We start from the raw sequence: 19,007 nt of genomic DNA, 5'->3' as shown, positions 1-19,007 counted from the left end.
CTCAGACCTCACCGGCGGTCTCGTTGGGGGTGGAGGTCCAGAAGACCAGCCACTTGCCGAGCTGTACGACGACCGCATGCAGGGCGATGCCGACGGCCGACAGCACGACGATCACCGCGAAGGTCCTGGCCACGTCCAGGGTGAAGTTGGTCGCCTGGATCAGGTAGCCCAGACCTTCCGAGCTGCCCACGAACTCCGCGACCACGGCGCCGGTCACGGACAGGATGACGGCGACCTCCAGCCCCGCGAAGATGTGCGGAAGCGCCGACGGGATCTGCAGGTGCCGCATGACCTGCATGCGGGACGCGCCGAATGACCGGAGCATCTCGACCTGCTCGTAGGCGGCGGACCGGAATCCCAGGATGGCGTTGATGAGGAGGGGGAAGAACGCGATCAGGGCCACGGTCAGCACCTTCGAGCTGATCCCGATGCCGAACCAGACGATCAGCAGCGGCGCCATGGCGACCTTGGGGATGGTCTGGGTCAGGATGAGCAGCGGGAAGAGCACCCGCTCCACCGTCCTGAACTGGGTGATGAGCACGGCGGAGACCAGTGCGGAGCCGACCGCGATGCCGAACCCGATCAGGATCTCCTTCAGGGTGACGAGCGAGTGGGTGATCAGGCTGCCGTCCTGGAAGCCTTCGACCAGGGAGGCGGCGACGGCCGTGGGCGCGGGGACGAGGATGTTGGAGACGTCGAAGATCTCCACGACGGCCTGCCAGACCACCAGCAGCCCGATGAACACCAGCACGCTGTAGGTGATTTCCGGCATTCGGCGGCGTCGGGCCGGGGTGTCCGAGTTCGTGGGGGCCTCCACCGGCACGGTCTCGCCGTCCGGGACGGCGGGTGCCTCTCGGCCGGCTGCGTGGCGTTTGGTGTTGGTGGACATGAGGTCTCCTAGTGGGCGCTGTGCTCGGAGTCGAGCAGCTTGCGGATCTTCAGGACGATCTCGCCGAACTCGGGCGTGTTGATGTTCTCGAGCCGCCGTGGCCGAGGGAGCGCGACCTCGACGACGTCCGCCAACCGGCCGGGTCGCGGTGTCATGACCACGACGCGGTCGGCGAGGAGCACCGCCTCGGGGATGCTGTGCGTCACGAACAGCACGGTCTTGCGGTCCTGGTCCCAGATCTTCAGCAGGTCCAGTCCCATCTGGTCGCGGGTCATCGCGTCGAGGGCGCCGAACGGCTCGTCCATGAGCAGGATGCGCGGGTCGTGCATCAGGGCGCGGCCGATCCCGACCCGCTGCTGCATCCCGCCGGACAGTTCGTTCGGGTACCGGTCGCCGAACTCCTCCAGGCCGAGCATCACCAGCAGCTCGTCGGCCTTCGCGTGGGTGCCGGCGTCCCGGCGCTGGTGCAGGTCAGGCGAGGTCAGCAGGTTCTTCCGCACGGTACGCCAGGGCAGCAGCAGCGGCTGCTGGAAGACCATCCCGAGCTGGTTGCGGTGGGTGTCGTCCGACGGCCCGAAGGTGACCTGTCCTGAGGTCTGGCGGGACAGCCCCATGATGATCCGCAGCAGCGTGCTCTTGCCGCAGCCGCTGGGACCGACGATGGAGATGAACTCACCGGCTCGGACGCTGAGGGAGACGTCGTCGAGAGCCTGGACGGTCCCGCCGGACTTCGTCGGGTAGAGCATGGACACCGAGTCCAGGCGGATCACGTAGTCGGTGTCGGTACTGGTCGGCATGTCTGTCATTCCTCACCTGGTTCGAGCGCAGGCTGCCCGCGCCTCGGTTGTCGTGCCGGCAGCGATCAGCCGGCCCTCTCGGGCCACGTGCCGCCCATCTCCTTGGTCAGTCGCTTGCAGACGGCCTTCAACGCCGTGGCCTCCCGGGAGTCCAGCGCCGCCGGCAGCATCCGCTCGGTGCCGACGGCCGCGATCGTGGCGCAGATCCCGGTCGCCGCGAACACCGGCGCCGCGACGACGCAGATGCCGCGGTGGTTGACGTGACTGCTCATGCCGGCCTGCCGGATCTCCTCGATGCGTTGGCGCGTCTCGGTGCGCTGGGGCTCGGGGAGGCTGCCGGTGAGACGGTCGGCGTTGAACTGGTCGGGGAGGAAGGCCAGGAAGACCTTGGCCTGCGAGGAGTCCAGCGCGAGCTGCGAGCCCACGCGCACCGTCACGAGGGTGGGGTGCTCGGCCTCCTCCACCAGCGAGACCACCGGTCCTGAGGTGCCCCACAGCGACAGCACGGTGCTGACCTTGATCTCGCGGACGAGCTCGCGCATGTGGGCCGGCGCCATCTGCATGATGCGCTGCCGGCCCAGCGCGAAGCTGCCGAGCTGCAGGATCGACCGTCCTGGACGGACGAGTGCGGAGTCCTCCACGCGCTCGAGCAGCCCGCAGCCGATCATCGAGCTGAAGTAGCGGTGCACCGTGGTCCGGTTCAGGCCGAGCCGGCGGGTGGCCTCCGCGACGGAGAGCTCAGGAGTCTCAGGACCGAACAGTCCGAGGATCTGCGCGGTCCGGCTCACCGCCTGGATGTCCTGCTCGCGAGCAGTCACCTGTCTGTCGTCCTGGCGCTCCGTCATCGGCCCCCACCCCGTCGCAGTTGATGTCCGTAGAGAGTTCTCGTAGTTCGCAGTACGGACAGAGGGTATGCACGCCCTCGGGATTGCTGCAAGGTTTTCCAGGTGTTTCAGGCAAGTGTTTCGATACGCACCCTATTGACAGACCGGATAGCGAACTTTCAGTCTGTGATGCGAACGGTGATGTGAACTTCCGCCGACACCCGGAGACTTCATGACTGACACCCCCGCCATCATCAAGCTGCTCGACGGCTGCGTTGACCTGCACTGCCATTCCGGCCCGAACCCGTTCCCCCGACGGATCGACCACGCCGAGGCCGGTAAGGACGGCGAGCGGCTCGGCATGCGCGGCGTGCTGGTGAAGTCCCACCACCACAACACGGTCATGGACCTGCTCGCGATGAACGACCGGCTGGCCAAGATCAAGACCCCGGTCTTCGGCGGCATCACCCTGAACAGCATGATCGGCGGCATCAACCCCCAGGCGGTGGCCATGTGCCTGCGCATGGGGGGCAAGGCCGTGTGGTTTCCGACGTTCTCGGCCGGCCGGCACATCGAATGCCATCCGGAGGGCGTCGGCTTCCCCACGGCGAGCGTCGAGGTGCCGTCGTCCAAGGTCGACGTCCACCAGGAGAACGGCGAGCTCATCCCCGAGGTCTACGAGGTGCTCGACCTGGTCAAGGAGACCGGCGCGATGGTGACCGGCGGGCACATGGAGACCGAGTCGATCGCCCAGCTGTTCGCCGCGGCCAAGGACAAGGGCGTCACCAGGATGCTGCTCAACCATCCCGACTACGTCATCGGCGCGGACGAGGCGAAGTGCCGTGAGCTGGTCGGCTACGGAGCGTTCATCGAGCACGAGACCGGCTTCTACGACCCCGAGGGGACCAAGAAGTGGGACCCGAGACTCCTCCTCAACTGGATCGAGAGGATCGGCCCCGAGCACACCGTGATGGCCTCCGACCTCGGCCAGAAGGACCGGCCGCTGCCGGTGGACTCCTACATCCGGGTCGCGACCGCGCTGCTGGACCTCGGCCTGGACGAGAGGTCGCTGCGGCAGATCTTCTGCGACAACCCGGCCTTCCTGCTCGGCCTGGACGACTGAACCGGCATCTTGCCGCTGACCAGAAAGGACAGACGATGACCACCCTGGCCACCCCGCCCGACGTGGAGTTCTCCGACCTCGGTACGGGCGATCCCGACGAGACGACCCCTGGCGGATCGTCGTCGTGGTACTTCCGCGGACACAACTTCGTGCTCGCCTACACGACGCTGGTCGCCGGCGACGTGCTGGATCGGGATGATCAGCCGGACGAGTACGTCGCGATCCTCCCGTACGAGGAGTGCAGCGTCGTCATCCGTGCGTCGCGGGAGTCCGAGTCGGTCTCGGGCAAGGCCGTGGTGATGGTCCCGCCGGGCAGCAGCGCGATCGTCGGCGTCGACGACTGCACCGTCGTACGGCTGTTCAGCTCCCGGTCCACCGACATGCTGGACAAGGCACGCAACCGGGACGCGTACGCCGATCCCCACCCGAACACCAAGCCGTTCGAGCCGTGGCCCGACCCGCCGGAGGGTTACCGCATCCGGGCCTACCGGCTGGCCGACCTGCAGGTGACGCAGGACGCCATCCGCCCGGGCCAGATCGTGCGGTGCAGCACCTTCATGGTCAACTTCCTGGCGCCCAGGATCGGCCCGCGCGATCCGAACACCCTCTCGCCGCACGACCACGACGACTTCGAGCAGTGCTCGCTCGCCGTGGAGGGTGACTACGTCCACCACCTGCGGACCCCGTGGTCCAGGCGGCGCAGCGAGTGGCGCGAGGACCGGCACCTGGAGTGCGGCAGTCCTTCCGTGGCCGTGATCCCGCCGCCCATGATCCACACCAGCGAGGCCGTCGGTCCGGGGACCAACCAGCTGATCGACATCTTCTGCCCGCCGCGCCTGGACTTCTCCCTGACGCCGGGCCGAGTGCTCAACGAAGACACCTACCCCCTCCCCAACCAGTAAGAGGCAGGTTCCATCGTGAAGACCGGACGAGCGGTGAAAGTCGTCAGTGGTGCGGTCGCCGTCTTGTGCGCGGTCGTAACGCTGAGCGCGTGCGGTTCCGACAGCGGATCCGGGGACCCGGCCGAGTCCGGCGAGCTGACGCCGGTGACGTTCGCGATGGCGTCCCCGAGCTGGAACGCCGGCTACGCGGTCATGGCCGTCGTCGAGGCCGAGGGCTTCTACGAGCAGGAGGGTCTGAAGGTCACGACCAACCTGTTCCCGTCGGCCACCCAGGCGGCGCAGCAGGTCGCCGGCGGCGGTGCCGACCTCGGCCTCATGACGGTCGAGCCCGTGGCCATCGGCCACGACAAGGACCTGGACCTGGCCTACTTCAGCTCCTACTGGGCGAAGTGGATCTACAGCCTGCAGGTGCCGGACGGTTCGGCCGTGCGGAGCATCGCCGACCTGAAGGGCAAGAAGATCGGCGTCTCCGCGGTCGCGAGCTCCGGCGCGACGTTCGCCCGTACCGCGATGGAGCTCAACGGGCTGGGCCAGAACGGAGCCACGCTGGTGCCGATCGGCGCCGGCGCCCAGCAGATCAACGCCATCAAGAGCGGCCAGGTCGACGCGCTGGCGCTCTGGGACATCCAGTACCAGATCGTCAGGAACGCCGGAGTCACCCTGACGCCGCTTCCTGTCAAGGAGACGGCGGACGCGTGGGGCGGCGGCTTCGCGACGTCTCGCAAGAACCTCGAGGCCAAGAAGGACGTCCTCGAACGGTTCGGCCGTGCGGTGGCGAAGGCGTTCGTCTTCGCCAAGGCCAACCCCGAGGCCGCGATCCGCGACCTGTGGAAGCTCCATCCGGAGACCCGCGGGTCGGAACCGGAGGAGAAGGCGCTGGCCGACGGGGTCAAGGTCCTCGAGGTACGCCTGGACGGACAGGGCTTCGACGACAAGACCCTGGGCCGGATCGACGAGGCGGCGTTCACCCGTTCGCTCGACTTCATGGCCTCAGCCGGGCTGATCAAGAAGTTCCCGGTGAAGGAGATCTACACCGACGAGATGTTCAAGGCGTTCAACGACTTCTCCTACGACGACGTCGTCAAGCAAGCAGAGAGCGCCAGTTGAATGCGGCTGGGGATCGCGCTCGACCTGAGCTCCCAGGAGCCGGTCCGCCCACAGGTGGATCGCGCGGTCACGCTGCTCGCCCGCGCGGAGCGGCACGGTTTCGACTCCGCGTGGGTGGGTGAGAGCTATCACGCGGCCGCTCAGCCGTTCCACCTCCCGTCCGTCCTGGTGGTCCTGGGACATCTGGCCGGGCGGACGTCCCTGGCGCTGGGATCGGCGGTGCTGCTCCTGCGCGCGTACAGTCCGGAGAAGCTGGCCTACGAGGCCGCGCTGCTCGACCAGTTGTGCGGCGGGAGGCTCACCCTCGGCCTCGGGCTCGGCAGCCCGGAGATCGCCCGACGGGCCGGGCTGCCCGCGTCAGGTCCGGCCGGCGCGGCCTTCGACGCCACGCTGAAGCTGCTGCGCGACGCCTGGTCCGGCGTCCCGGGTGCCGGCGCGCCGGTGGCGGTCCCGCCCCCGGTGCGGCGCGGCGGGCCGCGGATCCTGGTGGGCGGCAAGGTGGCCGCCTCGGCCCGTCGTGCCGCGACGCTCGCCGACGGCTTCTACGGCGCGACGAACTACCGCGACGACCTGCTGTTCAAGCAGGCGGCCGCCTACTGGTCGGGTCGCGGCGGGACGGCGGGAACGGTCGCCACCACCAGGTTCTGCGTCGTCCACGAGGACGCCGCCACCGCCCGCGAACTCGCCGCGCGCCACCTGAAGGCCGCGACCGGCTACTACACCGGACGGGGCCTGTGGACGGGTGCGGGCGGCCCTGCCGAGCCCGAGCTCCCCATGGTGGGCACGCCCGACGAGATCGACGCGACGATCGACCGGTACGTACGGGCGGGGGTCACGTCCGTCCAGCTGCGGGTCGCCCCGCTCGGCACGCCGCCGGAGGTCGCCCGCCACACGCTCGACCTCGTCGGGCGGCACGTCCTCCCGCACTGGCACGACACGAACACGAGCTCTGATGGGAAAGACCGACGATGACGAGACGGCTCAAGAGCCTGACCGGCCTGTTCGCGGGCGTCCTGCTGGTGGCCACGCTGGGCGCGTGCGGTGCGGAGGGGGGCGACCCGGCGGGCGGCGCCGGCCTCGACAAAGTCACCTTCGCCCTGAGCGCGCCCAGCTGGAACGCCGGCTACACCACCCTGGTGGTCCCCGAGGCCGAGGGCTACTTCAAGGACGAGGGGCTCGACGTCGAGGTCCAGCTGTTCCCCTCCGGCACGCAGTCGGCGCAGCAGCTGGCCGGCGGGGGCGCCGACGTCGCGCTGATGACCGGTGAGCCGGTCGCGATCGGTCACGCCAAGAACCTGGACCTGGTCTACTTCGCGTCGTACTACCCGCACTGGATCTACAGCCTGCAGCTGCCCCAGGGCTCGGCTGTGCGGAGCGTCGCCGACCTGAAGGGCAGGAAGATCGGGGTGACCGCGGTGGCCAGCTCGGGCGGGACGTTCGCCCGTACCGCGATAAAGCTTAACGGGATGAGCGAGAACGCCGCCGGCCTGGTGCCGATCGGTGCCGGCGCCCAGCAGATCAACGCCATCAAGAGCGGCCAGGTCGACGCGCTGGCCCTCTGGGACACTCAGTACGCGATCGTCGAGGACGCAGGGATCGAGCTCACCCCGTTGCCGGTGCCCCAGACCGCCGGCATCTGGGGCGGCGGGTTCGCGGCGACGCGGAAGACGATCGACGAGAGGAAGGACGTCCTGGAGCGGTTCGGTCGCGCCATCGCGAAGGGCTTCGCCTTCGCCCAGGCCAACCCTGAGGCCGCGATCCGCGACCTGTGGAAGCTCCACCCGGAGACCCGGGGCACCGGACCGGAGAGGGACGCGATGGCGTCCCAGGTCAAGATCCTCCAGGTCCGGCTGGCCGACCAGGGCGTCGAGGACGGCGACTGGGGCCGGATCGATCCGAAGGCGGCAACCGGGATGGTCGAGTTCATGGCCTCGGCCGGGCTCGTGGGCAAGGCGTTCCCGGCCACGGAGATCTACACGACCGACCTGCTCGACGCCATCAACGACTTCCCCTACGACGACATCCGCAAGCAAGCGAAGGACGCCTCCTGAGATGGGGCAGGAAGTGGAGACGACCCGAATGAGCAGCTCATTCGTGTACGCGTCGGTCCGGACCCCGTTCGGCCGGTTCAACGGAGCCCTGGCCGACACGAGGACCGACGATCTGGCCGCGACCGCGCTGAAGGGACTTCTCGACCGCTCGCCGGGCCTGGATCCCGGCCTGGTCGACGACGTGTTCTGGGGCAACGCCAACGGCGCCGGCGAGGACAATCGCAACGTCGGCCGGATGGCCGTGCTGCTGGCGGGCATGCCCGTCTCGGTGACCGCCACCACGGTGAACCGGCTCTGCGGCTCGTCGCTGGACGCCGCCATGATGGCCGCACGCATGATCGAGGTCGGCGACGCGGAGATCGCGATCGCCGGAGGCGTGGAGTCGATGACGCGGGCGCCGTGGGTCCTGCCGAAGCCGTCGCGCCGGTTCCCGGCAGGCGACGTCACCGCCGTCTCCACGACGCTGGGCTGGCGGCTGGTGAACGAGCGGATGCCCGCCGAGTGGACGGCCTCGCTGGGCGAGTGCAACGAGCAGCTGCGGGAGAAGTTCTCGATCTCGCGCGAGCGGCAGGACGAGTTCGGCGCTCGCTCGCACCGCCTCGCGGCGGAGGCGTGGCGGAAGGGCTTCTACGACGACCTCGTGGTGCCCGTCCCCGGCACCGACCTGGTCCAGGACGAGAGCATCCGGGCCGGCACCTCGCTCGAGGCGCTGGCAGGGCTGAAGCCGGCGTTCCGGCCCGACGGGACGATCACCGCCGGCAACTGCTCACCGTTGAACGACGGCGCGAGCGCGGTCCTGCTGGGCTCGGCGAGCGCGGCCGCGACCATCGGCCGTGACCCGGTCGCGCGGATCGCCGGTCGCGGCTGGGCGGCGCTGGAGCCGCAGCAGTTCGGCTACGCCCCGGTCGAGGCCGCCAACGGCGCGCTCCAGCGGGCGGGCATCACCTGGGACGACATCGGCGCCGTCGAGCTGAACGAGGCGTTCGCCGTCCAGTCGATCGCCTGTGTCGACGCCTGGCTCGAGCTCGGGCTGCGGGACGCCGAGGTCGTCAACGCCAAGGGCGGGGCGATCGCCATCGGGCACCCACTAGGTGCCTCGGGCGGGCGCGTTCTCGGGACCCTCGCGGCGCGGCTCACGGAGTCCGGTGAACGATGGGGCGTGGCAGCCATCTGCATCGGTGTGGGTCAGGGCTTGGCGGTCGTGCTGGAGAACGTCGCATGACGCTGCTCTGCACCTCTGTCGACGAGGCGGTCAGCGGCATCGCCGACGGCTCGACGGTGCTGGTCGGCGGCTTCGGCACGGCCGGCATGCCGTTCGACCTGATCGACGCGTTGATCCGGCAGGGAGCGCGAGACCTCACCGTCGTGTCGAACAACGCGGGCAACGCCGACACCGGGCTCGCGGCGCTGCTCGCGGCCGGGCGGGTGAGCAAGATCGTGTGCTCGTTCCCCCGGCAGACGGACTCCTGGGTCTTCGACGAGCTGTACCGCAGCGGGAAAATCGAGCTCGAGGTCGCGCCGCAGGGGAACCTGGCCGAGCGCATGCGCGCCGCCGGAGCCGGGATCGGCGGGTTCTACACCCGCACCGGAGCCGGGACCCTCCTCGCGGAGGGAAAGGAGACCCGCGAGATCGACGGCCGGACGTACGTCCTCGAGCTGCCCATCGCCGCCGACGTCGCGCTCATCAGCGCCCACACCGCGGACACCCTCGGGAACCTCGTCTACCGCAAGACGGCACGCAACTTCGCTCCCGTCATGGCGACGGCCGCGACGACCACCGTCGTGCAGGTGCAGCACGTCGTCGAGCCGGGAGCGCTGGATCCCGAGGCCGTGGTCACCCCAGGCATCTACGTCGACCGGATCGTGCGGGTGCCGTCATGAGCATGGTGTCTCCGAGCATCGTCGAGCACACCGACCGTGGCCCGCTCGGACGGGACGAGATGGCCCGGGTGCTCGCGGGCGACATCCCCCGCGGGGCGTACGTCAACCTCGGCATAGGTCAGCCCACGACCGTCGGCGACCACCTCCCCCCGGAGTCGGGGGTCATCCTCCACACCGAGAACGGCATGCTCGGCATGGGGCCGGCGGCGACGGGCGACGCGATCGATCCCGACCTGATCAATGCCGGCAAGTTCCCGGTGACCGAGCTGCCCGGCGCCTCGTACTTCCACCACGCCGACTCGTTCGCCATGATGCGAGGCGGCCACCTCGATCTGTGCGTCCTCGGCGCCTACCAGGTCTCGACAGCGGGGGATCTCGCCAACTGGCACACCGGCGAGCCCGGCGCGATCCCGGCGGTCGGCGGGGCGATGGACCTCGCCGTGGGCGCCAGGCAGGTCTACGTGCTGATGTCGCTGTTCACCCGGACCGGCGAGCCGAAGCTCGTCAGGGAATGCACGTATCCGCTCACCGCGCTGCGGTGCGTGGACCGGGTCTATACCGACGTCGCCACGTTCGAGATCACCGGGGGGGACCAGGTCCTCGTCCGGGAGACGTGGGGGATCTCGTTCCACGAGCTCCGCTCGCGCGTCGACGTCCCGCTCGCTGCGGCGACACCATGAGGAGGTAGGAGAGTGTCCACCAGGCACCAGTTCTACATCGGGGGCGCGTGGGTCGATCCGGCCGCGCCGCGGACCTTGGGCGTCCTCGACCCCGCGACCGAGGAGACGTTCGCGGAGATCAGCCTCGGGACGGCCGAGGACGTCGACCGCGCGGTGGTGGCGGCGCGCGCGGCCTTCGCCGCGTACGCGCACGTCAGCGTGGAGCAACGGCTGGCGTACCTCGAGCGGATCATCTCCGGCTTCCGGGCTCGGCTGCCCGAGATCGCCCGGACGATGACGCGCGAGATGGGGTCGCCGATCACGTTCTCGACGGAACGCCAGGCCACGGTGGCGCTGTTCCACTTCGAGGAGGCGGCCCGCGTGCTCGCGGGCTACCGCTTCGAGGAGGAGATGGGAGCCGGGATCGTGCGGCGCGAGCCGATCGGCGTCTGCGGTCTCATCACGCCGTGGAACTGGCCGCTGAACCAGGTCGCGTCGAAGGTGGCCCCGGCCCTTGCCACGGGATGCACCGTGGTGCTCAAACCGAGCGAGATCGCGCCGCTCAGCGCCATGGTGCTCACCGAGGTCATCCACGACGCCGGGCTGCCGCCCGGCGTGTTCAACCTCGTCAACGGTGACGGTCCCACGGTCGGTGAGGCCATCGCGGCGCACCCCGACATCGACATGGTCTCGCTCACCGGCTCGACCGGTGCCGGCATCAGGGTCTCCAAGCTCGCGGCCGACACGGTGAAGCGGGTCGCGCTCGAGCTCGGTGGCAAGTCGGCCAACATCATCCTGCCCGACGCGGACCTGGAGTCCGCGGTCGTCACCGGGGTGCACTCGTGCTTCACCAACGCCGGCCAGAACTGTCAGTCGCCCACGCGGATGCTCGTGCACCGCTCGCAGCGCGACGAGGCGTACGCCGCTGCGCGACGGGCGGTCGAGGAGGTCCGTCTCGGGGAGCCGCTCGATCCGTCGACCACGATGGGGCCCGTGGTGAGCCAGGCTCAGCTGGAGAAGATCACCGCGCTCGTGCAGTCGGGGATCGACGAGGGCGCGACGCTCGTGGTCGGCGGCCCGGGGCGCCCCGACGGGCTCGACGAGGGGTTCTACGTCCGCCCGACCGTGTTCGGCGACGTCACGCCGCAGATGCGGATCGCGCGCGAGGAGATCTTCGGCCCCGTGCTCTCGATCCTGCTCTACGAGACCGAGGACGAGGCCGTCGAGATCGCGAACGACACGCCGTTCGGTCTGGCGGGCTTCGTGCAGTCGAAGGACCCCGACCGCGCCCGCAGGGTCGCCAACCGCATCCGCGCGGGCCGCGTCTACCTCAACGGCGCTCCGTTCGACCGCAGCCTGCCGTTCGGCGGCTACAAGCAGTCCGGGAACGGACGAGAGTTCGGGCGGTTCGGCTTCGAGGAGTACCTCGAGGTGAAGGCCGTGCTCGGCTATCCCCAGTGAACGAGAGGACGACCTGGTGAACCCTGACCACAGCGAGCGGCTGGCAGTCCTCCTGGACCGCGCGGAGCTCTTCGACCTGGTGAGGCGGGAACGCTTCGCCCGCGACCAGCGACTCTTCGACGTGATGCGTGACTGCTTCCACGACGACGCCTACGTCCGGACCACGTGGTACGACGGGCGCGGCGGCGAGGCCTACGTCGAGGCGACGAAGACGTGGATGGCGCGGACCGGGAACAGCAAGCACTGGGTCTTCCCCGCCTACGCGCGGGTCGACGGCGACCGGGCGACCGTCGAGAGCCCGGCGAAGATCTTCAACCGGACCACGGTGGAGGGAGTGGGGGTCGACTTCCACGCCTACTGCCGGTTCTTCTCACGTGCCCTTCGGGACGAAGGACGGTGGAGGCTGATGAGCTTCGAGGTCCTGATGGAGCGCGACGAGCTGCGCCCCGTCCACGCGGGTGAGGTGCTCCCGGTGGACGTGGCCCAGCTGGCTGGGCTTCGGCCGTCCTACCGGTTCCTCACCTGGATCCAGTCGACCCGCGGCGTGACGGTGAGTCAGGACCTGCTCGGCGACGACCGGCCGGCCGAGCTCGACGCGTTCCACAAGGGTGAGACCGCCTGGCTCGCCGGCGGGGGATAGTCCGAAGTTCTCACTGATACGGGATCAAGGAAGCCGCAGGTAGCACCTGCGTCGAAAAGTAAGGCGGGTGAGACTTGAACCCACGAGCAACCACCGAGCAGCCACGCATTCTTGACTATGGCCATTATGGGTGTTGGGGGCGGCCATCTCGACTGGTCAGGGCCACAGTGACGCTGCGCCTGCCGATAATTACGTCCACCCAGGTCATGACTCTGCGAGGGCTTCGCGTGGCGTTCGCGAGCTCCGGTTGCCCATGAGAGGGAAGCGTGTACGGCAGGATGATCCGCTGTGCTGCTTCGCCTGGCCTACCTGACCGTCACGAACACGTTCGCCGCGCTGCGGTTGCTGCCCATGGGTGATCGGGACAAGGACGTGGAGATACTTGCTCTGCGTCACCAGATCACCGTCCTTGAACGCCAGCTCGGCGCTGACACCAGAGTGCGGTTCGCGCCCGAGGATCGAGCCTTCCTTGCCGCGCTCCTGACGTCGCTGCCGCGCGAGGTCCTGCGCCAGCTGCGGCTCCTCATCCGTCCGGACACGGTTCTCCGCTGGCACCGCGATCTGATGCGACGTCGTCATGCCCGTACCTGCCGGCCGAAGCGGCCTGGCCGCCCACCCACCGTCCGCTCTATTCGCGCCCTCATCCTGCGCCTGGTGCGAGAGAACCCCGGCTTGAGCTATCGGCGGGTGCATGGTGAGCTCGCCACACTCGGTATCAAGGTCGCGCCGTCCACGGTGTGGGAGATCCTCAAGCGGGAAGGTCTTGATCCGGCGCCCGAGCGGGCGGCCACCACGTGGGCCGACTTCCTGCGCTCGCAAGCAAACGCCCTACTGGCCTGCGATTTCATCGAGACCATCACCCTGAACGGGCAACGCCAGTACATTCTGGCGGTGATCGAGCACGCCACGAGGCGGGTCCGTGTGCTCGGCACCACCGCACACCCGAGCGCCGGCTGGGTCATCCAAGCGATCCGGAATCTGGTGATGGATCTGGACGATGCGGGCTGTCGGGCGCGCTTTCTGCTCCGCGATCGGGATGGGAAGTTCCCTGCCCTCATGGACGAGGTGCTCGCCGAGGCCGACATCAAGATGGTGCTCACCGGTATCCGGATGCCGTGGATGAACTCGATCATGGAGTGGTGGGTGCAGTCGTGCCGTCACGAGCTTCTCTACCGCTGTCTGATCTGGAACGAACACCACCTGCGGCACGCCCTGCGCGAATATGAACACTTCTACAACCAGCACCGAGCACATCAAGCCCTGAACCAAGCAGCCCCGCTGCGCACCGTCCCCGATCCGATCACGGACCCAGAGCGAATCATCGACCTGAATGTCCGCCGACGAGACCGGCTCGGCGGCGTCCTCCATGAGTACTCACAAGCGGCGTGACCTGCATGGATGGAATTGTCGGCAGGCGCAAGGTCATCACCGACCTCGAGACCCAAGCCGCCATGCTCCCTGCCAGCCGCCGCAGCGAGATCGACGCCTGCATCCGCTACCTGACCGACCACGCCGAGTTCCTCTGCTACGACCAGGCCCTGGAGAAGGGATGGCCGATCGCCACCGGCGTGATCGAAGGCGCATGCCGCCATCTCATCAACGATCGCCTGGACATCACCGGCGCACGCTGGGGCCTGGCCGGTGCCGAAGCCATCCTGAAACTCCGCGTCATGATCGCCAACGGTGACCTGACCGGCTACTGGCGCTACCACCTCCACCACGAGCACCAACGCATTCACCACGGCGCAACTGGACCGCCCTGACGGCGTGGCGCAGGCTGACCTGCGGGACTATTGATTACCGATGAGGTCCAGCAGCGCCATGTGGGTCTCATGGTCGGCTGCTACGACCAGCCCGCCGGTGCCGGTGTTCGGCGAGTGACCGTCAAGGCCGGTCACCACGCATCCGGCGGCTTGGCACAGCGCAATCCCGGCGGCAAAATGCACGCTGTCATGCAGTCGGCCGTCAGTGACGTAGGCGGCTCGCCGACCGGCGGCGACCCAGGCCACCGCCAACGTGGTCGAGACGACACGCGGGCGAAACCGCTCAGCGAACCCGGGGTCGGCCAGCAGAGCGGTAGCACGGAATTCAGGCGCGTTCGGGAACGGCGGGTCGAGATTCACGTCTACCAGGCCGGAATCCGGCGACGGCTTGAGCGGCTCGTCCACCCCGTTCCGGCGGACATGCGCGCGAAAGCCGTCGCTCCAGAACACCTCGCCGGAGAACGGATCGGCCGTGGCCGCCACCGTAGTTTCCGAACCCACGCGCAGGGCAACGTTCACCGCGACCAGCATGCTGCGCACGGCGTAATTCAGCGTGCCGCACAGCGGGTCGACCAGCCACATCCGCTCGGCGTTCGCCGAGCCCGTCCGCCCACTTTCCTCGCCGGTCACAGCATCGCCAGGCCGGGCGGCGTGAATTACGCCGAGAATAGCCTTCTCCGACTCTACGTCGGCCTCCGTGGCGAAGTCACCACCGTTCTTCTCCAAGCGGGCCAGCGACGCGCCGAACATGGTGCGCACCACAGCTGCCCCCGCCTGCGCCGCTGAACGGGCCATCTCAACGTCTGCGATCAGCATGGATCGCAGGATACGGCAGGCAAGACCGGCCAGAACGGCGTGATCAGCCCAGTCCCTTAAGAGGAGCCGCACCCAAGGCAGAATGCTCCGATGACCCGACTGACATCGCACAGCCTCTGGGGACCGGTTTCTTCGACCCCGCCGCCCGCCGCGTGGGCTGAGACTGGTCGCCGCGGCTTCAGTGCTGGACGACTGGCCACTGTTTGGGGGAGAAGAGGCGTCAGCTAACGTTACCGCCGTTGACGTCGAGTCATGGTGGTGACGGTGATGGTGGCGGAGAAAAGCGATCCGAGAGGCACGGCGGAGCCGCGGCGACGCCGTGACGCCGCGGCGACGCGGCAGGCGCTGCTGGAGGCGGCCCGCCAGCGGTTCGCCCGTGACAGCTACGAGGCGGTCAGCGTCAGGGACATCGCCGCGGACGTCGACGTCAACGTCGCCTTGGTGTACCGCTACTTCGGGTCGAAGGGGGGGTTGTTCGCCGTGGCGGCGGCGGACTCGGCGATGTTCGGGCAGTTGGACGTGCCGGCCGAGGAGCTGCCTGACCGGATGGCCGAGCTGTGCGCGTCCGGTGCGGCGGGCTCGCTCGGCCTGGACGACCTGCTCACGGTCTGGCGGCTGATTGGGGAGAGCCCTGATCAGGAGGGGCCGCCCGAGAAGGTGCGGGACTACGCCGAGAACACCGTCGTCGGGCCGTTCGCCACGGTCGCGGCCGGTGACGACCCGCTGCTGCGCGCGGAGCTGGCCGCCGCGCTTCTCGCGGGGATCAGGGTGCTGCGGTGGGCGTCCCCGCAGGGACGGCTGGCCAGCGCGCCGCCCGAGCAGGTGGTCGAGTACGTCCGCCAAGGAGTGTGGGCGCTGCTGCACGGCAGTGCCGGGGAAGGCGGTAAGTAAACACGTTTACTTACCGCCGGACTGACGCTACCGTACGAATGTAAACATGTTTACTTCGTAGGGAGCCTGCCCATGAGCACACAACGCACGCACTACGTCACCACCACCGACGGCGTCACGATCGGTGGGACCGTGCACGGCCAGGGGCAGCCACTCGTGTTCCTGCACGGGGGCATCGGCGATGGCGACCTCGACTGGGACCGGCTGCTGGGACACCTGACCGGCCGATTCACCTGCCACCTGCTGAGCATGCGCGGTCGTGGCCTCAGTGGCGATCACCCCGACCTCAGCCCGGGTCGGCAGGTCGACGACGTCCTTGCCTACATCGACAGCATCGGGGAACCGACCGGGCTGGTGGGCTGGTCCGCCGGCGCCAACCTGGCACTCGGCGCGGCAGCGCGGCCCGACGCGGTGGACGCGGTGGCCCTCTTGGAACCTCCGATGCGGAGCCTGATGAACGAGCAGGAGCAAACCGTGATCAGCGACGCCATCGCCCGGATGGGCAAGCTGGCCGTTGAAGGCAACTTGACGGCCGCGGCCCGCGCGTTCGCGAGCGGCCCCTTCAACGATGAGGAGATCGCCGCGGCCGAGGACGCCGGCTATTTCGAGGCCGCGGGCCGTTACGTCCCGCGCCTGCTCAACCTCCTTCAGCAAGTGGTGGCCTACGAAGGCCCCACCGCTGAGGATCCGGGTGTGCTCGGCGCGATCTCCGCTCCAGTGCTGGTGCTGTACGGATCCGACACCATGCCCTTCTACCTCGCCAGCGCGCGGCACGCGGCCGACCACATCCCCAACGCGCGGGTGCGCGAGATCCCCGGCGCCGGGCACGCCGCCCCGCTGACCCATCCCGAGGCGCTCGCCAAGGCACTGACCGATTTCTTCGGAGCCACGCGGCGGTCCGGGTAACCGGCCGGCCCTTGCGGGGACTGTTGCCGCATGGCCGACCGGCCCGCACCCCACGAGGACGGCAAACCTACAGACGGGGCAAATGGGGGCTGCGCAGCTCAGGCCAGGCCGATCGCAGCGCCTTGGCGACTGTACGACGCTCGACCTCGTACTTGTGCGCCAGTACGCGTCCGGACAAGCCCGACTGCTACCGGTCGGCGTGGCCGGGCATGTCATCATCCGCACTGCTCGGGACCATCGTGGTCGACCGGGACTGGCGGATCCCGGCCATCCACATCGCCGAAGCGCGAGCCCACGACCCGTCCACGCCGGTTCGGATGTACTTTAGGCACCTTCTACCTGAGCCATCGTTATCTAGGGTTGGAGGACCCTTCCAGCAGGTCAGAGGACGATGATCTCTTCTTTCACGTAGGCCAAGTTGACCGAACGCAGCCCGTGCCAAGCGGCATGAGAGAAGGGGCTCTGGCTCACTCTCGATGATCTCGGTGACAGAACGTGCAGGGTGTCAGGAGTTGCGGAGGACTCGGGCCCGTAGAAGGTCGAAGTTTGCGCGGCGAACATCTGCCGCTTCAAGAATTTGATCTTGTTGACGGTCCCTTCGACGGCCCCACTGCTGTGAGCGAGTGGCAGCCCGGCCTGCACTGCGGCGTGGTCGCGTCGGAGGCTGGTGGCGAAGGTGGCCAGGTAGGGCGAGGCTCCGGCTTCGGCGGCGGCGATCCAGTCGTCGAGCAGGTGGCCGTCGCGGTTGGTCATCATCGTGGCGAAGCTGCGGACCAGCTCGGCGGTGTTGATGAGCTCGGGGCAGCGGGCCAGGATTTGTTCCAGTCTGGCCTTCTCCTCGGTGTCCAACCGGTCGGGATGGGTCATGAGCCAGCCGGTGACGCGGCGGGGTTTGGGCGGTGGACATGGCTCTTGCTGTACTTCCTGGTATCCGCGCAGTGGCTGGAGCCAGCCTTGGACGGCCCGGCGGCTGCCGGTGAATCCCTGAGCCTTGATCTCGGTATAGAGCTGGACGGCGTTGCTGCAGCCCTCGTTCCACCGGCGGGTGAGGTAGGGCTTGAACTCATCCAGCTTGCTGGAGCGAGCGAAGGTCGGGGCCAGGAGTTCGTCTGCGCTGGTGGCGTTGGCGTACTTGCGGACGGTGCGGAAGGCCAGGCCGAGTTCGCGGCTGATGGCGTTCAGCGACAGGCTCTTGGCCCTCAGCTCCTGGACCTGGGCGTGGCGTTCGTGTGTCCGCGCCACCATCGGCCGTTCGTTGCCGTAGGAGTCCAGGGTCTTGGGCCGCTGGACGGGTTCGGTCCCGCTGCCGATGTCGTCCTTGATCGGGGCGTCTTGGCCGGAGACTTCCTGGAGGCAGGATCGGTGCGCGCGGATCGTCTTCTCCAGTGCCGTAGCGAGGTTTTGCCACAGGTGGAAGCGATCGGCGACTTGGGTGGCGTCGGGCGCGCCCTCACGGGCGCCGTCGGCGTAGGAGCCGGCCCGATCTCGGCAGATCACCTGCACCCCGGGATGGTCCTTCAGCCACGTGGCCAGGTCATCGGCGGTCCGGCCGTCCAGCAGATCAATAGGACGGTGGGTGTCCATGTCCACCAGGACGGTGCCGTAGGAGTTTCCGCGCTTTTTGGCGAAGTCGTCGACGCCCAACACTGTGACCTGCCCTATCTCGGGATCGGGCAGCGCCCGCAGTATCCGTAGCAGCGTGGATCTGCTGACCGGCACGCCGACCAGGCCTGCCATGCGGGCACCAGCTCGCCCGGCCAGTGCTATCGCGATCGAGGTGAGAAGGGCGCGTAAGGCGTTGCTGCGACGGGCGCGCCGCTGGGTCAGCCCGCCGACCTGCTCGGCGAAGATCTCTCGATCACAAGAGGGCTCGCCGCAGAAGAAGCGGCGCACCTCCAACTCGACCTTGACCGGCCGCCCGCCCGTCGCCAGATCCCACACGGTCCGGCGATACCGGCTGTGCACTCGGGTCGAAAGCAGCCCACACTCTGGGCACGGGACCTCACTCACCACGGTGCGCGCCGCGATCAGCATGCTGTCATCGAGGGTCTCCACCTTGAGGACGTCCATCTCCCGCAAAGCGGGGCAAAACAAACGAAGGCAGCAGGTGTTCTCACCTGCCGGCGCATGCAGCACAATGAACCCCACGGCCGCTCGTTGATGATCAGGTGACGGTCCGGTGCCCCGCCCGCAAGGTAGAGCAGCCTGGCAGCGCCACCACCCATTCAGGGCCCAGCCTCTGCCCGGGCACGTGCGATGCCCTGCTCGCCCAGGCAATCCGGGGCCGCCACCCAGAC

General features: G+C 68.6%; 18 protein-coding genes and 1 pseudogene. 14 read left to right on the top strand and 5 right to left on the bottom strand.

Annotated elements, in window-relative coordinates:
* Position 1 precedes the first annotated feature (1 nt).
* The 3 genes from ACZ6SA_RS15405 to ACZ6SA_RS15395 all read right to left on the bottom strand — a co-directional run bounded on the left by ACZ6SA_RS15405 (position 2) and on the right by ACZ6SA_RS15395 (position 2,531).
* Entirely contained in the window at positions 2 to 889 is an 888-nt protein-coding gene (locus ACZ6SA_RS15405; protein WP_347642445.1) for an ABC transporter permease, read from the bottom strand.
* Between the two features lie 8 nt (positions 890 to 897).
* Positions 898 to 1,686 (bottom strand): ABC transporter ATP-binding protein, encoded by a 789-nt coding sequence (locus ACZ6SA_RS15400; protein ID WP_347642446.1) that lies wholly within the window; start codon positions 1,684 to 1,686, stop codon positions 898 to 900.
* A 65-nt stretch (positions 1,687 to 1,751) separates the two neighbouring features.
* Entirely contained in the window at positions 1,752 to 2,531 is a 780-nt protein-coding gene (locus tag ACZ6SA_RS15395) for an IclR family transcriptional regulator (protein WP_465828413.1), read from the bottom strand.
* Between the two features lie 211 nt (positions 2,532 to 2,742).
* Here ACZ6SA_RS15395 and ACZ6SA_RS15390 point away from each other — a divergent pair, with 211 nt between their 5' ends.
* The 12 genes and pseudogenes from ACZ6SA_RS15390 to ACZ6SA_RS15335 all read left to right on the top strand — a co-directional run.
* Positions 2,743 to 3,633, top strand: coding sequence for a DUF6282 family protein (locus tag ACZ6SA_RS15390; RefSeq protein WP_443150858.1), 891 nt, complete (start codon positions 2,743 to 2,745; stop codon positions 3,631 to 3,633).
* Between the two features lie 35 nt (positions 3,634 to 3,668).
* Positions 3,669 to 4,535 carry a cupin domain-containing protein gene (locus tag ACZ6SA_RS15385; protein WP_347642449.1) on the top strand — a complete coding sequence of 289 codons (867 nt, stop codon included), beginning with the start codon at positions 3,669 to 3,671 and terminating at the stop codon, positions 4,533 to 4,535.
* Positions 4,536 to 4,550: 15 nt separating this feature from the next.
* Positions 4,551 to 5,642 (top strand): ABC transporter substrate-binding protein, encoded by a 1,092-nt coding sequence (locus ACZ6SA_RS15380; protein ID WP_465828410.1) that lies wholly within the window; start codon positions 4,551 to 4,553, stop codon positions 5,640 to 5,642.
* A complete protein-coding gene (locus ACZ6SA_RS15375; RefSeq protein ID WP_347642451.1) occupies positions 5,643 to 6,614 on the top strand; it encodes an LLM class flavin-dependent oxidoreductase in 972 nt (323 codons plus the stop codon).
* A complete protein-coding gene (locus ACZ6SA_RS15370; protein ID WP_465828408.1) occupies positions 6,611 to 7,693 on the top strand; it encodes an ABC transporter substrate-binding protein in 1,083 nt (360 codons plus the stop codon). The genes ACZ6SA_RS15375 and ACZ6SA_RS15370 overlap by 4 nt, the downstream gene beginning before the upstream one ends.
* A gap of 28 nt (positions 7,694 to 7,721) precedes the next feature.
* Positions 7,722 to 8,915: a thiolase family protein gene (locus ACZ6SA_RS15365; protein ID WP_465828407.1), complete on the top strand. Its 1,194-nt coding sequence runs from the start codon at positions 7,722 to 7,724 to the stop codon at positions 8,913 to 8,915.
* Complete coding sequence (locus ACZ6SA_RS15360; protein WP_465828405.1) at positions 8,912 to 9,574, top strand: 3-oxoacid CoA-transferase subunit A; 663 nt, start codon at positions 8,912 to 8,914, stop codon at positions 9,572 to 9,574. The genes ACZ6SA_RS15365 and ACZ6SA_RS15360 overlap by 4 nt, the downstream gene beginning before the upstream one ends.
* The gene (locus tag ACZ6SA_RS15355; protein ID WP_465828403.1) at positions 9,571 to 10,254 is read left to right on the top strand and encodes a 3-oxoacid CoA-transferase subunit B; all 684 of its coding nucleotides are present in this window, start codon (positions 9,571 to 9,573) and stop codon (positions 10,252 to 10,254) included. The genes ACZ6SA_RS15360 and ACZ6SA_RS15355 overlap by 4 nt, the downstream gene beginning before the upstream one ends.
* 12 nt (positions 10,255 to 10,266) lie before the next feature.
* The gene (locus tag ACZ6SA_RS15350) at positions 10,267 to 11,694 is read left to right on the top strand and encodes an aldehyde dehydrogenase family protein (RefSeq protein WP_465828401.1); all 1,428 of its coding nucleotides are present in this window, start codon (positions 10,267 to 10,269) and stop codon (positions 11,692 to 11,694) included.
* A gap of 16 nt (positions 11,695 to 11,710) precedes the next feature.
* Complete coding sequence (locus ACZ6SA_RS15345; RefSeq protein ID WP_465828399.1) at positions 11,711 to 12,334, top strand: nuclear transport factor 2 family protein; 624 nt, start codon at positions 11,711 to 11,713, stop codon at positions 12,332 to 12,334.
* Positions 12,335 to 12,622: 288 nt separating this feature from the next.
* Entirely contained in the window at positions 12,623 to 13,723 is a 1,101-nt protein-coding gene (locus tag ACZ6SA_RS15340; protein WP_465828397.1) for an integrase core domain-containing protein, read from the top strand.
* Positions 13,724 to 13,788: 65 nt separating this feature from the next.
* A pseudogene (locus ACZ6SA_RS15335) lies at positions 13,789 to 14,097 on the top strand (ISKra4 family transposase); the annotation flags it as partial.
* A 27-nt stretch (positions 14,098 to 14,124) separates the two neighbouring features.
* On the opposite strand, the gene ACZ6SA_RS15330 reads toward ACZ6SA_RS15335, so the two are convergent.
* On the bottom strand, positions 14,125 to 14,913 hold the full coding sequence (locus tag ACZ6SA_RS15330; RefSeq protein WP_347642459.1) for an inositol monophosphatase family protein: 789 nt from the start codon (positions 14,911 to 14,913) through the stop codon (positions 14,125 to 14,127).
* A gap of 252 nt (positions 14,914 to 15,165) precedes the next feature.
* On the opposite strand from ACZ6SA_RS15330, the gene ACZ6SA_RS15325 reads away from it, so the two are divergent.
* Both ACZ6SA_RS15325 and ACZ6SA_RS15320 read left to right on the top strand, forming a co-directional pair.
* Positions 15,166 to 15,804 carry a TetR/AcrR family transcriptional regulator gene (locus tag ACZ6SA_RS15325; RefSeq protein WP_465828394.1) on the top strand — a complete coding sequence of 213 codons (639 nt, stop codon included), beginning with the start codon at positions 15,166 to 15,168 and terminating at the stop codon, positions 15,802 to 15,804.
* A gap of 72 nt (positions 15,805 to 15,876) precedes the next feature.
* Entirely contained in the window at positions 15,877 to 16,710 is an 834-nt protein-coding gene (locus tag ACZ6SA_RS15320; protein WP_465828392.1) for an alpha/beta fold hydrolase, read from the top strand.
* Positions 16,711 to 17,091: 381 nt separating this feature from the next.
* Here the strand turns inward: ACZ6SA_RS15320 and ACZ6SA_RS15315 are convergent, their stop codons facing one another.
* Complete coding sequence (locus ACZ6SA_RS15315) at positions 17,092 to 18,858, bottom strand: ISL3 family transposase (RefSeq protein ID WP_465828390.1); 1,767 nt, start codon at positions 18,856 to 18,858, stop codon at positions 17,092 to 17,094.
* Positions 18,859 to 19,007: the final 149 nt, after the last annotated feature.

It is taken from the genome of Nonomuraea sp. NPDC049378 (genome assembly GCF_055586745.1).
This window is presented reverse-complemented; position numbering and strand designations above follow the sequence as displayed.